Source organism: Demequina maris (genome assembly GCF_000971155.1).
Classification (GTDB): Bacteria; Actinomycetota; Actinomycetes; order Actinomycetales; family Demequinaceae; genus Demequina; species Demequina maris.
The window spans coordinates 301231-316838 of record NZ_BBLX01000003.1 but is presented as its reverse complement, the minus strand read 5'-3'; the positions used below and the strand labels follow the sequence as shown (position 1 = coordinate 316838).

The following is a 15608-nucleotide window of genomic DNA, read 5'->3' as shown; positions in this document are numbered from 1 at the left end:
ACGGGACGATGCGCGACGCACCTACGCCGCGGCGCCCCGGGGCAGCGCCACGCGGCTGACGTCCGTCGCGCCCAGCGACACGACGGTGAGGAGCTCCTCGCGGCCGGGCGGCAGCAGCCGTGCGGTCACCGTGCCATCGGCCGCGGCGTCGAGCGCGTCTTCGACCGCCCGCACCACCGCATCGGTCTCGCCAGGGGACAGCGGCACGCCCAGGTCGTCGAGCAGCGTGACATTCACCCCGCGCGAGCGGGCCCGCGTCGCGGCGGCGACGATCGGCGGCAGCGCCAACCCGTGGCCGCGTACCGAGTCGCGCAACTGGGCCTCGACGCGCATGATCTCGGCGCGCGTCGCATCGTCCAGCGGTTCCCCGGTGGCGAGCACGGTGAGGACGGGCACGACGACCTCGGCGAGCTCGTCGGCGCGCTGGTCCTGGACCTCCCGCGCCGCCGCGACCGCGCCGGCGGCGGCCGCCGCGTCCACCGACCGTCGGGCTAGTGCGTTGATGCGCCACGTCGCCCTCCGCAGCGCCCCGCCGAACAGCGTCGCGATCGCGAGCAGCAGCACCTGCGGGCTCGCCAGCACCAGACCGTCGAGGGCGCCCCGGCCCGCGTACTGGGCCCAGACGATCGTCTCCACGAGCATCGCGATCCCACCCGCCCAGGCGAGCAGGATGCGGCGGCGCAGGATGAGGAACCAGAGCAGCCACGTGTTCGCGCCCAGGTACCAGGTCGCGCGGCCGAGCGCGCCGCTGTCGGGCAGCGCGTAGAGCACCAGGGCGCTCGACGCGACGACGATGCCGAGCACGGCGAACGTGAGGACGCGCGGGAACGGGTCGGGGTGCGGGCGCGTCACGACGAAGCCGCCCACCGTGACGAGCGCGACCGCGAGGTACGCCGGCCACACGTGGTCGAGCCGGTTGGCGGTAGCGGTGACGAACATGACGTTGGAGACGACGTAGACCGCGAGGATCAACTGCGCGCCACGGGTGTGAAGCCCCAGCAGCTCGCTGATGTCGGTGCCGCGCTCCTCGGCCGCGGTCGCCGCCGCGGTCATCGGGCCGCCTCCGCGCGCCACCACAGCTCGACGGTGGTGCCCTGGCCCGGCGCCGACGCCACGCGCGAGCCGCCGCCCGCGAGCGCCTCCATGCGCCCGCGGATGCTCACCTGCAGCCCGAGCCGCCGCGCCGAGACGGCGCGCGGGGCGAAGCCGCGGCCGTCGTCCCGCACCGTCACGCGGACCTCGCCGTCGGCGACGCCGACCGTCAGCACCCGCGTCACGTCGCGGCCGTCGACGTCGCCGTGGATCACGCTGTTGCGCAGCGCCTCGCCGGCGGCCTCCGCCATCGCGGTCACCACCGAGGCGGGGATCCTGTCGGACGCCGTGATGCTCGAGCTCACGAAGATGTCCTCGCTGATGTCGGCCGCCGTCGCGCGCAGCGCGGCCACCAGCTGCTCCGGCGGGTACTCCGACTCGCCGGTCCTCGCCTCGCGGATCGCCGCGATCGAGCCCAGCGCCCGCTGGGCCCGCTCGGGCACCGCCGCAGGAGTGGGGGTGCGCACGGCGGCGAGCAGCACGGAGATGATCTCGTCGTGCACCAGCGCGTTGATGCGGGCCTGCTCCCGCTCGCCGGTGCGGGCCGAGGCCTCGAGCGCCGCGTCCGCGCGGGCGCGCTCCGCCTCCTCGTCCTGCCGGGCCGCCGCCGTGACCACGCCGGCACCGGCGCCCGTGAGGATCAGGGACGTCACCAGCGCGCCGACGCCGTCGAGCGCCGACTGCTCGAGGTCGCCGCCGCTCGCGAGGTACTCGACGACGGCGACGAGCGGACCCTGCGCGATCGGGTACAGCCACACCCACGGCCGGTTCCACGCCACCGCGAGCAGCGTCGCGTGGATCGCCCCGAAGCCCTGCAGCCAGGGCGCGGCGCCGTCGGCGAGCACGTCGGACGTCATCATCGGCACCCACAGCAGCTGGGACAGCACGAAGCCGACGGCCGAGACCGTCACCAGCGCGCGCAGGACGCGGATGCTCACGAGGAAGGCGATGAGGGAGTAGCTCGCGGGGATCGCGATGCCGACCAGCACGGTGAACGCGCCGAACGGCGCGTGCAGCTGGTCCATCTGGTTGAGGAAGCCGTTCGCGCCGCGCGCGAGCAGCGCGGCGAACAGCGCGGTCGCGAGGCCGGTGGCGAAGTACGTGGTGCGCTGCATGCGCTCGAGCGCGCTGCGCGGACCTCGCGTCTCCGCGGCCGTCATCGGCCGTGCCCGCTCGGCTCCATGCATGTCCTCCCGCCGGCGCGCACGGGATCCGGGGTGATGTCGCGCGCGCCGCCCTCCGCCCATGATGCCTGCAAAGCGGCGGTTTCGCGCGGGGGAGAGCGCATTGTCGCGGCGGGCGATGGGCCGCCCCACCTGGACCAAGGTCCCTTCCGCCTCGCCCACAGCGTCCTAGCGTCGCTAGAGGAGGCGTCTCATGACCACCACCGCAACCCGCGCATCGTCGCCCGGCCCGCAGCCCGCGGACCCCATGGTCCCGCGCCGCTACGTCATCACCCACGTGCGCCAGGACACCCGCGACACCTTCACGCTCCTGCTCGACCCCGCCGACGGCACCGCGCCGCTCACCTTCAGGGCCGGCCAGTTCACCATGCTCCACGCGTTCGGCGTCGGCGAGGTGCCCATCTCCATCTCGGGCGACCCCGCCCACCCGGCACCGCTTGAGCACACCATCCGCAACGTCGGCGCCGTCACCCGCGCCCTCGTCGAGGCCGCGCCCGGCACCGAGATCGGCGTGCGCGGCCCCTTCGGCACGTCCTGGGATGTGGACGATGCGGCGGGCCACGACGTCGTCTTCGTCACCGGCGGCATCGGCCTGGCCCCGCTGCGCCCCGCCATCCTCGACGTCCTCCGCCACCGCGACGCCTACGGCAAGGTGCTCCTGCTGTACGGCTCCAGGACGCCCGACGACATCCTCTACGGCCACGAGATGCACCGGTGGGCCGACCTCAACGGCGTCAACCTGCAGATGACGGTCGACAACGCGCCCTACGGATACAAGGGCAAGGTCGGCTTCGTGACGGAGCTGGTGGCACGGGCCGGATTCGACCCCCGCAACGCCTTCGCCTTCGTGTGCGGGCCCGAGGTCATGATGCGGTCCGCGGCAAGCGCGCTCAACGCCCGCGGTGTCCCCAAGCCCAAGGTCCGCCTGTCGATGGAGCGCAGCATGAAGTGCGGCGTCGGCCTGTGCGGCCACTGCCAGCTGCGCGAACTGTTCGTCTGCCTCGACGGGCCCGTGCTCGACTTCGCGCGCCTCGAGCCGCTCATGAACGTCCGGGAGCTCTGAGCGCGCCCGAAGCGCAGGGGAGTGACCGCTGTCCGTCGCGGCGGATAGGGTCGAAGACCTGCCCCCGACGCGAAGGAGACCCGCTGCGCATGCGGTACGCACTCGACAACCGCCTGGTCGTGGGCGTCGCCTCGTCCGCGCTGTTCGACCTCGCCGAGTCCGACGCCTACTTCCGCGAGCACGGCGAGACCGCGTACCGGCACTACCAGGACGAGCGCATCGACGCGACGCTCGAGCCCGGCGCCGCCTTCCCCTTCGTCCAGCGCCTCCTCGCGCTCAACGACCTGCGCGCCGACGACCCCCTGGTCGAGATCATCGTCCTCTCGCAGAACGACCCCAGCACCGGCCTGCGCGTGATGCGCTCCATCGAGGCGCACGGCCTCACCATGACCCGCGCCGTCTTCACGCAGGGCCAGGCGCCGTACGCGTACATCGGCGCCCTCGAGATGTCGCTCTTCCTCTCGGGTAACCGCGAGGACGTGGACGATGCGATCGCCGCGGGCTTCCCCGCGGGTCACGTCCTCCCGTCGGCGGCCGCGTACGACCCCGCCGACCCGGGCCTGCGCATCGCCTTCGACTTCGACGGCGTCCTCGCAGACGACGGCTCCGAGCGCATCTTCAAGACCGGCGGCATCGACGCCTTCCGCGACCACGAGGTCGACCGCCGCGACCACGCCCTCCGCCCGGGCCTCCTGCAGCCGCTCCTCAAGGACCTCAACCGCATCCAGGCCCTCGAGCGTGCTCGCAAGGACTCCGACCCGGCCTACGAGGAGCGGCTCCGCATCGCCCTCGTCACCGCCCGCGCGGCCCCGGCCCACGAGCGTGCCGTGCGCTCGCTGCGCGACTGGGGCGTCGAGGTCAACGACGCCTTCTTCCTCGGGGGCGTCGCGAAGTCCCAGGTGCTCGAGGTGATGAAGCCGCACATCTTCTTCGACGACCAGGCCACCCACCTCGAGGACGCCACCGACTTCATCATGGGCGTCCACGTGCCCTACGGCGTCGCCAACGAGATCGTCGAGACGGCGCCTTCCGACGCGCCCGCCCAGGAACCGGCCGGGTAGCAGGCCCCACCCGGACCAAGGTCCCTTTCACGCCTCGGATAGCGGCCTAGCGTCGCTAGAGGAGGCGTGTCATGGACGACATCCGATTCCTCGCACCGCCCGCTCGTCGGAGGGGGTGCTGACATGGTCGAGCACGCCCACACGCATGAGCACCCGCACGATGCCGCGGTCGCCACCGATCCCACCCCGCCGGACGCCCGCCCCAAGCTCGCGGTGTGGAAGTTCGCGTCCTGCGACGGCTGCCAGCTGAGCATCCTCAACTGCGAGGACGAGCTCCTGCAGATCGCCGAGTCCATCCACATCGCGTACTTCCCCGAGGCCACCCGCGCGATCGTCGCCGGTCCCTACGACCTGAGCCTCGTCGAGGGGTCGATCACCACCCCCGAGGACGTCAAGCGCATCCACGAGATCCGCGCGCAGTCCGGCACCGTCGTGACCATCGGCGCGTGCGCGACCGCTGGTGGCATCCAGGCGCTGCGCAACTGGGCCGACGTCGACGAGTTCCGCTCGATCGTCTACGCCCACCCCGAGTACCTCTCCACGCTCGACACGTCCACGCCGATCGCGAGCCACATCGACGTCGACTACGAGCTGCGCGGCTGCCCGGTCGACAAGACCCAGCTGGTCGAGGTGCTCGCCGCCTTCCTCAACGGCCGCAAGCCCCGCATCCCGACCTACTCGGTGTGCGTCGAGTGCAAGCTCAAGGGCAACGTCTGCGTCCCCGTCGCCACCGGTACGCCCTGCCTCGGGCCCGTGACGCAGGCCGGCTGCGGCGCGCTCTGCCCGTCCTACGGCCGCGGCTGCTACGGCTGCTTCGGTCCGCAGGACTCCGCGAACACCGAGGCCATGACCCGCCAGCTCGCCGAGCTCGGGATGTCCAACGCCGACATCGTCCGCGTCTACCGCACCTTCAACGCCGGCTCACCGGAGTTCGCCGCCGCGAGCGACCAGGCGGCCGCCGCATCGTCCACCGGAGGCCCGTCATGACCCACCAGCTCAAGGACGGCGGCCAGGTGATGCAGGTCGGCATGCTCGCGCGCGTCGAGGGCGAGGGCGGCATGCACATCGAGTTCAAGGACGGGAAGGTCGAGTCCGTCCAGCTCAACATCTTCGAGCCGCCGCGCTTCTACGAGGGCTTCCTGCGCGGCCGCAAGTTCACCGAGCCGCCGGACATCACCGCACGTATCTGCGGCATCTGCCCGGTCGCCTACCAGTCCGCCTCCACCGAGGCGATGGAGACCATCTGCGGCGTCACCACCACGCCGGAGATCCAGCTGATGCGCCGCCTGCTCTACTGCGGCGAGTGGATCGAGTCCCACGCGCTCCACATCTTCATGCTCCACGCGCCCGACTTCCTGGGCTACGAGTCCGTCCTCGAGATGGCCAAGGACCACGCCGACGTGGTCCAGATGGCGCTGCGCCTCAAGAAGGCCGGCAACGACCTCATGACCGCCGTGGGCGGCCGCGCGATCCACCCCGTCAACGTCAAGGTCGGAGGCTTCTACCGGATGCCCACGGTCGCCGAGCTGCAGCGCCTCCGCCCCGCCCTGGAGCAGGGGAGGGACGATGCGCTGGCCGCCGTCGCCCTGGTCGCGACCTTCGACTTCCCTGACATGGAGCAGGACTACAACTACGTCTCCCTGCGCCACCCCGACTGGTACCCGCTCGAGCGCGGCACCGAGGTCGTCGCGACCAGCGGCGTGCGCTTCCCGGTCACCGAGATCGCCGACCACGTCAAGGAGTTCCACGTCGCCCACTCGAACGCCCTCCACGCATCGTTCGACGGCAAGCCCTACTTCGTGGGCCCGCTCGCGCGCTACAGCCTCAACTTCGACCAGCTGAGCCCCACCACGCAGGAGGCCGCGCTCAAGGCCGGCCTGGGTGAGACCTGCCGCAACCCGTTCAAGTCGATCATCGTGCGCACCGTCGAGCTCGCGTACGCGTTCGAGGAGGCGCTGCGCATCGTCGACGCATGGCGGGACGGGCACGCGCCGTCGGTGCCGGTCGCGCCGGTCGCGGGCGAGGGCATCGGCGCCTCGGAGGCGCCGCGCGGCCTCATCTGGCACCGCTACCGCATCGACGCGGACGGCGTCATCGAGGACGCGCAGATCGTGCCGCCCACCTCGCAGAACCAGGCCAGCATCGAGGCGGACCTGCGCAAGGCGGCCGAGCAGTGGATCGACCTCGACGACCACATGCTCACGCACCGCTGCGAGGAGGCCATCCGCAACTACGACCCGTGCATCTCGTGCGCCACCCACTTCCTCGACCTGCGGGTGAAGCGGTCATGACCGGCGGACGGGTGCTCGTGGTCGGCCTCGGCAGCCCCGACCGGGGGGACGATGCGGTGGGCGCCGCCGTCGCGGCGCGCCTGGGCGAGCTCGCGATGGCCGACGTCGACGTCGTCACCCGCGAGGACCCCACGCAGCTGGTGCAGCTGTGGGCGGGGCACGATGCGGCGCTCGTCATCGACGCGGTCGCGTCCGGCAATCCGCCGGGCCGGCTCCACATCCGCGAGGTGGGGGACAGCGGGGAGCCGCTCCCTACCAGCGCGTTCATGGCCGCGGGCCGCGGCGGCAGCCACGCCTTCGGGCTGGCCGGCGCCGTCGAGCTGGCCCGCACGCTGGGCACGTTGCCCACCCATGTGACGGTTGTCGGGGTCGAGGCGAAGAGCTTCGACTTCGGCCCGATGTCCCCGGAAGTCCAGGAGAGCCTCGACGCCGCGGTCGCGACGGCCGCCGCCGAGCTCATCGCGCTGAGAGAGGAAGTGCAGTCATGTGCCTAGGAACCATCGCCAAGGTCATCGAGGTGCACCACGACGGTCGCGCCGTGGTCGAGGATCACGGCCAGCGCCAGCTGGTCCTCGAGATGACGGTGTCGGACGACGACATCACGCCCGGCGACTGGGTGGTGGTCCAATCCGGGTTCGCGCTCGAGCGGATCTCGGAGAAGGAGGCGCTCGAGGCGCTGCGCATCCGTGACTCGGAACCGGAGGCGACGACATGATCTCCACACGCTCGCAGGGCGTCGCGCTCGCCGGCGCGACCGCCCTGATCTCGGGCGTCGCCGTGTACGTGAACTCCAACGGCGTGGCCGCGTACGGCGACGCGACCGCCTACACGACCGCGAAGAACGCGATGGCGGCGATGCTGATCCTCGCGGCGTTCCTCGCGGCCCGGTCCGCCGGGGCGCGGCTTACCCGCCCCGCGCGGGCTCGCCAATGGTGGGGTCTCGCGTTCGTCGCGATCTTCGGCGGCGCGATCCCGTTCGTGCTCTTCTTCCAGGGCCTCGCGTCGACCGCGTCGACGCAGGCCGCGTTCGTGCATAAGACGCTGATCGTGTGGGTCGCGCTGCTCGCGGTCGTGGCCCTCAAGGAACGGCTCTCGTGGTGGCACCTCGGGGCGATCGGCCTGCTGCTCCTCGCCCAGTGGGGCCTCGCGGGGGACGTGGGCCTGGTCGCGGACCAGGGGACGATGCTCGTCGCGGCGGCCACGCTCATGTGGGCCGTCGAGGTCGTGGTGTCGAAGCGTCTGCTGGGGTCGATGACCCCGTGGACGCTGTCGCTCACGCGCATGGTCGGCGGTTCGGTCGCGCTGCTCGCCTGGTCAGGCGCGACCTCAAGCCTCGGGAACGTGATCCCGAGCACCGCCGGCCAGTGGGTGTGGGTCGTCGTCACCGGCGTCCTGCTCGCCGGCTATGTCCTCACGTGGCACCAGGCGCTCGCGCGGGCGCAGGCGGTCGACGTCACCGCCGTGCTTGTGCTCGGCGCGGTCGTCACCGCGGCGCTCGCGGGCGCCCTCGATGGCGCCGCGCTGGCCGCGCAGCTGCCCTGGCTGCTGCTGCTCGCCGCGGGCGGGCTCATCTTCCTCATCCCCGCACGGAGGCGCGCCGCCACATGAGTGCCCGGCTCTCGCATCGTCCACCGTTGCCCGCCGACGGTGCGGTGCTGTTCGGCCGCTACGCTTTCCCGCCCAACGACCTGGGCTACTGCGGGCCCGACCGTGCCGGCGAGCTGCTCGAGCGCGTCGATGCCGGCGCGTCCGGCCGCGCGCTCGAGGAGGTGGCGCGCGGCTTCGAGGGGGCGTGGCCGTACCTCGAGCTCATCGGCGAGTGCCTGGGGCGGTCGCCGCTCGACCCGGTCGTGGTCGAGGCGTACTGGCTCGGCGGCGCCGTGCTGGGACGATGCGGCGGCACGGCGTTCGCGAACTCTCTCGAGACGCGCTTCCGGTCCCGGCTGACGCGCCAGGAGTTCGAGCGGATGGCCGAGGGGGTCGCGACGGGCGGCACGCCGCATCACAGTTTCCACGTGTTCGGGGTCTACCCGTGGGTGGGGCTCATGCGCGGCGGGCAGGTCGAGGCGCCGCTCGAGGTGCTCGACCGGTGCCGGATCCGCTGGGGGCGGGTGGTGTCGGTGACCGGCGACACCGCCGTGGTCGAGGGCCGGCACCTCCAGTGGGACGGCAGGTTCCTGCGTCTGGGCCCGGTGACGACCGAGAAGGCGCGCTTCCGGCGCGAGGGGCAGTCCCTCGCGCGGGCGTTCGAGGCGGGCGACTGGGTGTCGCTGCACTGGGACTGGGTGTGCGACCGCCTCGACACGGTCCGCCGGGACCGCGTGCGCGCGTCCACCCTCATCGAGCTTGCGGCGGTCAACCGCTGCGCCGTTCCCGCACCCGCGGTGGTGCTGGCCTGAAAGGGGTACATCATGCACATCCAGAGCGGGGTGCTCGACCCCGGAGTCCTGATCGTCACGGGAGCGGCCGCCGTGGGCGCCGTCACCTACGCGGGCGTCGCGCTGCGGCGCGGTGAGCGGAGTTGGGGGCTGGCCGCGGCCGGCGCCGGCGCGGTGCTCGTCGCGCACCTGCTCGACGTGCCGCTCGGCATCGGCGGCACGCTGACCGCCCACGTCATCGGCGGCACGCTGCTCGCCATCGCGGTGGGCCCATGGCTGGGGCTGCTGACCATGGCCGGGGTGCTCGGCTTCGAGGCGCTGGTGCTCGGGGACGGCGGCGTGTCCGCGCTCGGGGCGAACGTGCTCGTGATGGGCGTCGCGGGCGTGCTCGTCGGCTGGTTGGTCTATCGCGGTGTCCTGCGTGCGGTCGCACGATGGCGCGGCGAGCTGCCGGGGGACCGGTGGATCGTGCTCGCGTCGGGCGTGGCCGCGTGGGTGAGCGTCGTCGCATCGTCCCTGGTGCTGTGGGGCGTGTACGCGGCGGGGGCGCCGGCGCAGCTGGCGGCGCGCGCGTGGAGCGTGTCGATCCCGCACCACCTCGCGTGGGCGGTGCTCGAGGCGGCGGCGACCGCCGCGATCGTGGCGGTGGGCCTGGCCGTGGCCGGGCACCGGGCCCGGGCGCTCGCGCACGCCGACACCATGGGCGTGGGCCACCGGCACGTGCGGGTCGTCGACGGGGAGCTCGAGGCGCTGGGGTAGGCCCGCGGCGAGGGGGCGTGGTGTGGCGGCGCGTGCGGAGCGGTGGCGTCGTGCGGCGTGTCGCCCGGGGCGCGACACCCTCTCTGGCGTGTTTCACGTATGCGTGAAATGGGGGCCCGACAGCGCGGCGCGCCACGCTGCGCCGATGCGCCCCGGCACAGCTGTTTCACGCCTACGTGAAACACCGGAACGGACCCACCTCGCCCCGCGCCGCCGCGCCGCCCGGAGGCCGCGCTCGGCGCCGCATCGTCCCTGCTCCAGGTCCGTTGCCCGGGCTCGGCGGGGATGAGATAATAGAGGTAGCGAAGGGCAGTAGCTCCGAGCAGCAAACCCGGCAGCCTCCCGGATGGTTGGTCAGCCGGGTTTCGCGCTGTCCGGGCACGTTCAGGCGGCGTTCAGGCCGCGTGGTGCAGGCGGCGCCCCTCCGGCTCCGCGACCACCTCGTGATGCACGACGAGCGGCGACAGCGCCTCGCGGAACGCCCCGCCCTTGGTCCAGAGCCAGGCGGCGAAGTCCGCGATCCACAGCAGCGGTTCGGCGGGCCCGGCCTCGTGCCGGTAGCGCATGCGGTGGATCTCGCCGGTACGCATGAGCATCGCGATGGTCTGCCGGTCCCGGTACTCGACCGGGGCGTCCTGCTCGAGGGTCCAGTGCGTCACGCCGTGGTCCGACGCCCAGCGCGCGAGCGCGTCGACGCAGGCCTCGCGCGCCACGAACTCGGGATGCGTCTTCGCGTGCTCGACGATCACGATGTCCACGCTGCCGGCCAACCGCAGCAGCCGCCGCAGCGCCCGATCACGCGCCTCCGGCTTCTCCTTCGAGGTGTGCCAGCGCCGCGCGGTACCCACGCGCCAGTCGAGGACCTCGCGGCGGACGCGGTGCAGGTCCTCGCCGTCGACCACGGCGCCCGCGAAGCGGAAGCCGTCGACCTTCGACTCGTCGCTGTAGAGATGCCTGTCCATGACCCGTCACCATCAACCCCTCACCTCGAGTCTCGCAGGAAAGCCGTGGCGCGGCACCGGTTGACGGCGATGGCCGCCGGGAAGATCCTGGCCCTCGACCCCGAGGAGACCGCATGACCGTGCCCTGGCTGCCCGCCGGCTTCGCCCACCCGCTTCACGTACGGGTAGCGGAGGACATCCACGTGCGCCCCATCGGCCCCGACGACCTCGAGATCGACATGCCCGCCGTCATGGGCAACCAGGCTGCGCTGTGGGCGAAGTACGGCGAGGTCTGGGGCTGGCCGCCCGTCGACATGAGCGCCGAGGCCGACCGCGACGACCTCGCCCGCCACGCCCGCGAGATGGTCGCCCACGAGTCGTTCAACTACGCGATCCTCCCGGCCGACGAGGGCCGTTTGCTCGGCTGCATCTACGTCGATCCCGCGGAGCCTGGCGACGACCTCGAGGAGCCGGCGGCGGACGTCTCGTGGTGGGTGGTCGCCGACGCTCCCGCCGGGGTGGACGAGGCGGTGCGCGCCTTCGTTCCCGCCTGGCTGGACGAGGCGTGGCCGTTCGCGACGGTCCGGTACCCGTTCGGCGAGCTCGGCTGAGAGGTCAGTCGACCTCGCCGACCCTCACCTCGACCCGGCTCGAGCCGTCCGCCGCCTTGGTGACCTCGAGCCGAGCCGGGATCGCGTCGTGCATCGCCTCGACGTGCGAGATCAGCCCCACGGTGCGGCCCGAGTCGCGCAGGTCGTTGAGCGTCGACATCGCGACCTCGAGCGTGTCGCCGTCGAGCGAGCCGAAGCCCTCGTCGATGAACAGCGTCGACAGCTCGATGCCGCCCGCTTCCGCCGTCACGGTCTCCGCGAGCCCGAGCGCCAGGGACAGCGACGCGAGGAACGTCTCGCCGCCGGACAGCGAACGGGTCGAGCGCGCCTGGCCCGTGTGTGCGTCCGCGATGCGCAGCGCGAGGCCGGTCTCCTTGCCGCGGTACTGCGCCGAGTCGTCGTGCTCCAGCTGGTACTGCCCGCTCGACATGGTCCGCAGGCGCGTGTTCGCCGCCGCGACGATCCGCTCCAGCTTCGACGCCAGCACGAAGGACTCGAGCCGCAGCCGTCGCTCGTTCGGCGCCTTGCCCTCGAGCGCGTCCGCGAGGGTCGCGACCACGTCGCGCTCCGCACGCGCGCCCGCGGTTGACTCGCCCAGCTCCCGGTACTGCCGCGCGAGCGCGTCCAGGTCCCGCGCCCGTCCCGCGGCCGTGGTGGCGGCCTCGATCGCGGCGTCGCGCGCGCTCGCGGCCTCGGCGGCCGCCGACGCGAGGGACTCGAGGTCCGCGGGCTCGGGCGGCAGCTCGCGGTCGGTGAGCTCGGCAACGATGGCGCGGGCCGCGGCGAGGTCGCTGCGGTGGCTCTCGGCCTGCGCCTCGAGCCTCGCGAGCTCGCCGGGCTCGAGCCCGGCCTCGCGGGCCGCGTCGTGGCTCTCGAGCCCGGACGAGGCGAGCGCGTCCTCGAGCGCCGCCGTCGCCTTCGCGTGAGCGGCCCCTGCGTCTTCGGCCGCGCCGGTCGCCGCGATCAGGCGTGCGACCAGGGCCTTCGCGGACGCGAGGGCGTCGGCGTACGCGGCCACGGTGGCGTAGTCGTCGGGACGATGCGCGGCGAGCTCCCGTGCGGACGCCAGCTCGGTCGCGGCGCGGGTGACGGCCTCCTGGGCGGTCGTGAGGGCGTGGGTCTGCGCGTCGAGCTGCTGGGTGAGGGCGGCCTCGCGTGCGGCGAGGGCCTCGAGCTCGCGGGTGAGGCGGTCGCGCTCGGCCGCCGCCGCGTCGGCGGCGGCGTGCGCCGTGCGCGCGTGCTCCAGGGCGGCGGCCGCCGCCTCCGCATCCCCCTCGCCGGCCCTCTCCCGCGCGCCGGCGAGGTCGCGGTCGGCCTCGGCGCGGGTGTCGCGCGCGCCCGCGAGGACGCGGTCCGCGGCCTGGAGCGCCTCGTAGGCGGCGTCGACGGCCTCGTCGGTGACGTGGTCGTCGGACGGCTGCGCAGGGGAGGGATGGTCGGTCGCGCCGCAGACGGGGCAGGGCGCTCCGTCCTCGAGCTCGGTCGCGAGGTGCGCCGCCTGCGAGCGGAGCCGGCGCTGGACCAGGTCCGCGTGCACGGCGGCCGCGGCCGCGTGGCTCTCGGCCGCTCCCGCCTCTGCGGCGCGCGCCCGGTCGAGGGCGCCGGAGAGGGTGTCGACGAGCCCGTGGGCCTCCACCGCCGCCCGCGCGCGCTCGACCGCGCCGGCGAGGTCCTCGACGCGGGCGGCCGCGGTGCCGGCCGCCTCGACCGCCTCGCGCAGCTCCCGCTCCCGCTCGGGAAGCGCGGCGAGGGCCGCGCGGGTCTCCTCGGCCGCCTCGGTCGCCGTCGCGACTCCCTCGGTGGCCCGGGTGTGGGCCGCCCCGAGCGAGGGGATCGAGCGCTCGGCGGCGAGCGCGCCCGACAGCGCGCCGATCTCGCCCGCGAGCTCCGACTCCCGAGCCCGCAGCTCCGCCTCGCCCGCGGCGCCGAGGTCGCCAAGCGGCCACGCGAGCCCGGCCACCGCATCGGCGGCGGCCACCTCACGCGCCCGCGCGAGCGCCTCCGTCGCGTCGGCCTCGGTGCGCGCGGCACGCTCGGCCTCGCGCATCGGTCCCAGCACGGGCACCGCCCGGCGCGCCGCGGCGACCCGCGCCTCGCGCGCGGACTGCTCGTCGGCATCGGCCTCGAGCTCCGTCACGGTCGCCTCGGCCCGGGCGAGCCGTTCGCGGGTGCGCTCGACCTCGCGCGCCTCGCTCAGCGCGGCGGCGGTCGCGTCGGCGGCGATGGTCGCATCCGCCCGGGCCGCGGTGGCCAGGGTCACGGCCTGCGTGGTCTCCGCCGACGCATCGTCCCAGAAGCCGTCGCGCTCGGCGACCGCCGGCACGTCCAGGCCGACGAGCGCCGCGGCGCGCTCGACCAGCCCCGCGAGCTCGGCGTCGGCGGCATCCACGGCGGCCTGCTTGGTCTTCGCGATCTCGCGGAGGTGCTGCTCGAGGTCCTCGAAGCGGCGCGTGCCGAACAGCGAGCGCAGCACGGTGCGCCGCTCGGAGGTGTCGGCCTTGAGGAACTCGGCGAACCGGCCCTGTGCCAGGAGGATCACCTGGAGGAACTGGTCGCCGGTGAGCGGCACGGTCGCGCCGACGTGCTCGCCGACCTCGCGCGGCATGGCGGCGAGGATCTCCCAGTCGGCGCCGCGGCGGACGTAGAGCTTCGCCTCGGCGCCCTTGGTCGTGGTGCCGGTGCCGCGCTTCTTCGCGCGCTCGTAGGCGGGGGAGCGCCACACCCGGTACTGCTGGGTCCCGAGCTCGTAGTCGAGGGTCACCGAGGTCTGGTCGTCCTCGCCGCAGAAGTGGCTGCGCAGCACCGGCTCGGCCTTCTCGTAGCGCGGCACCTTGTCGTACAGCGCGAAGCAGATCGCGTCGAGGATGGTCGACTTGCCCGCGCCCGTCCTACCGGTGATGGCGAACAGGCCCTCGGTCTCGAAGGCGGTGAAGTCGATCTCCTGGCGGTCCAGGTACGGGCCGAAGCCCTCGAGCTCGAGGCGGAGGATCCTCACCGGGTCGCCTCCTTGGCCTCGAGCGCGCCGAGCGCGTCCGCGACCAGGCCCTTCTCTGCCTCGCTGAGCGCGGCGCCGTTGCGGACGTAGCCGAGGAACTCGTCGACGATCTCGAGGTCGCTGCGGCCCTCGACCCGCTCGGCGTAGGTGGCCTCGCCGTGATCGTGGCGAGTGGCGGGACGATGCGTGAGCGTCACCGCGTGCGGGTAGCGCGTCTGCAGCGCGCGCATGGCGTCGCGGGGGAGCTGGTCGTCGGTGAGGACCACGTCGACCCACGCGTCCTCCGCCTCCGGATGCGCGCCGGGGGCCAGCAGGTCCTCGAGCGTGCCCGTGAGGCGGACGGCGGCGCGTGGGGCGGGCAGGTCGAGCCACGTGACCTCCGGCTCCGTGCCCGGCAAGCCGAGGTCGACGATCCACGCGCCCTTGGAGCCCGAGATCTCGCCGAACGAGAACCGCAGCGGTGCGCCCGAGTAGCGGACCCGCGGCGCGAGGGTCGCGTGGGAGTGGATGTGGCCGAGCGCCACGTAGTCGGGCCCGTCGAACGTGTCGATCCCCACGATGTTGAGGCCGCCGCGCGAGATGTCGCGCTCCTCCGCCCGGCCCGACTCCTCGGTGGTGTCGGAGACGCCCGAGGCGAAGCAGTGCGAGGCGACCACGTATCGGGCCGGGCCGTCGGCGCCGCCCCTCGCCGCCGCATCGTCCCTGATCAGGCCCATGGCGAAGGCGAGTGCGTCCTGGTGCGTGGCACCGGTGAAGCCGGGGAAGGCGGCGCGCAGGAACTCGGGGTGGATGTACGGGATGCCGTAGAGGAGGACGTCGCCGTGCGCGTCGGCGAGCGTCACCGGGGTCGCGAGGTCCTGCAGACGCGTACGGAGGTGGACGCCGCCGAACGCGGCAAAGTCGGCCATGTGGCCCAGGCGCGCGGGGCCGTCGTGGTTGCCCGACGTGAGCAGCACCTGCGCGCCGGCCTCGCGGATCGCGGCGAGCGCGCGGTTGAGCATGGTGAAGGCGTCGGCCTTGGGGGTCGAGCTGTCGAAGACGTCGCCGGCGACGACCACGGCGTCGATGCCATGGGTCCGCACCGCGTCCGCGATCGCGGCGAGCACGGTCGCGAGGTGCTCGTCGGTGGAGTGGCCGTGGAACGTGCGGCCGATGTGCCAGTCGGACGTGTGGAGCAGGCGCATGCCGCGAGGGTATCGGGGAGGGCCGACAGGTGAGCGCGCCGCGTGGGGA

15 protein-coding genes are annotated in these 15608 nt (G+C 73.6%); 10 read left to right on the top strand and 5 right to left on the bottom strand.

The annotated features are described in order from the left end of the window. Positions 1 to 21: 21 nt before the first annotated feature. Complete coding sequence (locus AOM02_RS05485) at positions 22 to 1053, bottom strand: DUF8320 family protein (protein ID WP_156156094.1); 1032 nt, start codon at positions 1051 to 1053, stop codon at positions 22 to 24. Next, positions 1050 to 2279 (bottom strand): sensor histidine kinase, encoded by a 1230-nt coding sequence (locus tag AOM02_RS05480; RefSeq protein WP_169746599.1) that lies wholly within the window; start codon positions 2277 to 2279, stop codon positions 1050 to 1052. Before AOM02_RS05480 ends, AOM02_RS05485 begins: the two co-directional genes overlap by 4 nt. Before the next feature lie 190 nt (positions 2280 to 2469). On the opposite strand from AOM02_RS05480, the gene AOM02_RS05475 reads away from it, so the two are divergent. From AOM02_RS05475 to AOM02_RS05435, 9 genes are all read left to right on the top strand, one after another. Next, entirely contained in the window at positions 2470 to 3339 is an 870-nt protein-coding gene (locus AOM02_RS05475; protein ID WP_062297442.1) for an FAD/NAD(P)-binding protein, read from the top strand. An 89-nt stretch (positions 3340 to 3428) separates the two neighbouring features. Beyond that, a complete protein-coding gene (locus AOM02_RS05470; protein ID WP_062297439.1) occupies positions 3429 to 4400 on the top strand; it encodes a 5'-nucleotidase in 972 nt (323 codons plus the stop codon). 123 nt (positions 4401 to 4523) lie between these two features. Beyond that, positions 4524 to 5387 (top strand): NADH-quinone oxidoreductase subunit B family protein, encoded by an 864-nt coding sequence (locus AOM02_RS05465; protein WP_082104894.1) that lies wholly within the window; start codon positions 4524 to 4526, stop codon positions 5385 to 5387. Beyond that, complete coding sequence (locus AOM02_RS05460) at positions 5384 to 6691, top strand: Ni/Fe hydrogenase subunit alpha (protein ID WP_062297437.1); 1308 nt, start codon at positions 5384 to 5386, stop codon at positions 6689 to 6691. The genes AOM02_RS05465 and AOM02_RS05460 overlap by 4 nt, the downstream gene beginning before the upstream one ends. Continuing rightward, complete coding sequence (locus tag AOM02_RS05455) at positions 6688 to 7185, top strand: hydrogenase maturation protease (protein WP_062297435.1); 498 nt, start codon at positions 6688 to 6690, stop codon at positions 7183 to 7185. The genes AOM02_RS05460 and AOM02_RS05455 overlap by 4 nt, the downstream gene beginning before the upstream one ends. Continuing rightward, positions 7176 to 7406, top strand: a complete 231-nt coding sequence (locus AOM02_RS05450; RefSeq protein ID WP_062297434.1) for a HypC/HybG/HupF family hydrogenase formation chaperone — start codon at positions 7176 to 7178, stop codon at positions 7404 to 7406. Before AOM02_RS05455 ends, AOM02_RS05450 begins: the two co-directional genes overlap by 10 nt. After that, positions 7403 to 8299: an EamA family transporter gene (locus tag AOM02_RS05445; protein WP_062297432.1), complete on the top strand. Its 897-nt coding sequence runs from the start codon at positions 7403 to 7405 to the stop codon at positions 8297 to 8299. Before AOM02_RS05450 ends, AOM02_RS05445 begins: the two co-directional genes overlap by 4 nt. Beyond that, entirely contained in the window at positions 8296 to 9090 is a 795-nt protein-coding gene (locus AOM02_RS05440) for a DUF6390 family protein (protein ID WP_082104893.1), read from the top strand. Before AOM02_RS05445 ends, AOM02_RS05440 begins: the two co-directional genes overlap by 4 nt. A gap of 12 nt (positions 9091 to 9102) precedes the next feature. Then, the gene (locus AOM02_RS05435) at positions 9103 to 9828 is read left to right on the top strand and encodes an energy-coupling factor ABC transporter permease (protein ID WP_062297427.1); all 726 of its coding nucleotides are present in this window, start codon (positions 9103 to 9105) and stop codon (positions 9826 to 9828) included. Between the two features lie 395 nt (positions 9829 to 10223). Here AOM02_RS05435 and AOM02_RS05430 read toward each other — a convergent pair whose 3' ends face one another. Continuing rightward, complete coding sequence (locus AOM02_RS05430) at positions 10224 to 10790, bottom strand: hypothetical protein (protein ID WP_062297425.1); 567 nt, start codon at positions 10788 to 10790, stop codon at positions 10224 to 10226. A gap of 113 nt (positions 10791 to 10903) precedes the next feature. Here AOM02_RS05430 and AOM02_RS05425 point away from each other — a divergent pair, with 113 nt between their 5' ends. Next, positions 10904 to 11380 (top strand): GNAT family N-acetyltransferase, encoded by a 477-nt coding sequence (locus AOM02_RS05425; protein WP_082104892.1) that lies wholly within the window; start codon positions 10904 to 10906, stop codon positions 11378 to 11380. Positions 11381 to 11384: 4 nt separating this feature from the next. Here the strand turns inward: AOM02_RS05425 and AOM02_RS14690 are convergent, their stop codons facing one another. Together AOM02_RS14690 and AOM02_RS05415 are read right to left on the bottom strand one after the other, a co-directional pair. Further along, complete coding sequence (locus tag AOM02_RS14690) at positions 11385 to 14375, bottom strand: AAA family ATPase (RefSeq protein WP_062297422.1); 2991 nt, start codon at positions 14373 to 14375, stop codon at positions 11385 to 11387. After that, entirely contained in the window at positions 14372 to 15559 is a 1188-nt protein-coding gene (locus AOM02_RS05415) for an exonuclease SbcCD subunit D (protein WP_062297420.1), read from the bottom strand. Before AOM02_RS05415 ends, AOM02_RS14690 begins: the two co-directional genes overlap by 4 nt. Positions 15560 to 15608: the final 49 nt, after the last annotated feature.

Coding starts and splice junctions, on each gene's coding strand:
- AOM02_RS05430 (WP_062297425.1), bottom strand. CDS start 10,790: ATGGACAGGCATCTCTACAGCGACGAGTCGAAGGTCGACGGCTTCCGC.
- AOM02_RS05475 (WP_062297442.1), top strand. CDS start 2,470: ATGACCACCACCGCAACCCGCGCATCGTCGCCCGGCCCGCAGCCCGCG.
- AOM02_RS05465 (WP_082104894.1), top strand. CDS start 4,524: ATGGTCGAGCACGCCCACACGCATGAGCACCCGCACGATGCCGCGGTC.
- AOM02_RS05425 (WP_082104892.1), top strand. CDS start 10,904: ATGACCGTGCCCTGGCTGCCCGCCGGCTTCGCCCACCCGCTTCACGTA.
- AOM02_RS05470 (WP_062297439.1), top strand. CDS start 3,429: ATGCGGTACGCACTCGACAACCGCCTGGTCGTGGGCGTCGCCTCGTCC.
- AOM02_RS05480 (WP_169746599.1), bottom strand. CDS start 2,279: ATGCATGGAGCCGAGCGGGCACGGCCGATGACGGCCGCGGAGACGCGA.
- AOM02_RS05415 (WP_062297420.1), bottom strand. CDS start 15,559: ATGCGCCTGCTCCACACGTCCGACTGGCACATCGGCCGCACGTTCCAC.
- AOM02_RS05445 (WP_062297432.1), top strand. CDS start 7,403: ATGATCTCCACACGCTCGCAGGGCGTCGCGCTCGCCGGCGCGACCGCC.
- AOM02_RS05455 (WP_062297435.1), top strand. CDS start 6,688: ATGACCGGCGGACGGGTGCTCGTGGTCGGCCTCGGCAGCCCCGACCGG.
- AOM02_RS05485 (WP_156156094.1), bottom strand. CDS start 1,053: ATGACCGCGGCGGCGACCGCGGCCGAGGAGCGCGGCACCGACATCAGC.
- AOM02_RS05435 (WP_062297427.1), top strand. CDS start 9,103: ATGCACATCCAGAGCGGGGTGCTCGACCCCGGAGTCCTGATCGTCACG.
- AOM02_RS05460 (WP_062297437.1), top strand. CDS start 5,384: ATGACCCACCAGCTCAAGGACGGCGGCCAGGTGATGCAGGTCGGCATG.
- AOM02_RS05440 (WP_082104893.1), top strand. CDS start 8,296: ATGAGTGCCCGGCTCTCGCATCGTCCACCGTTGCCCGCCGACGGTGCG.
- AOM02_RS05450 (WP_062297434.1), top strand. CDS start 7,176: ATGTGCCTAGGAACCATCGCCAAGGTCATCGAGGTGCACCACGACGGT.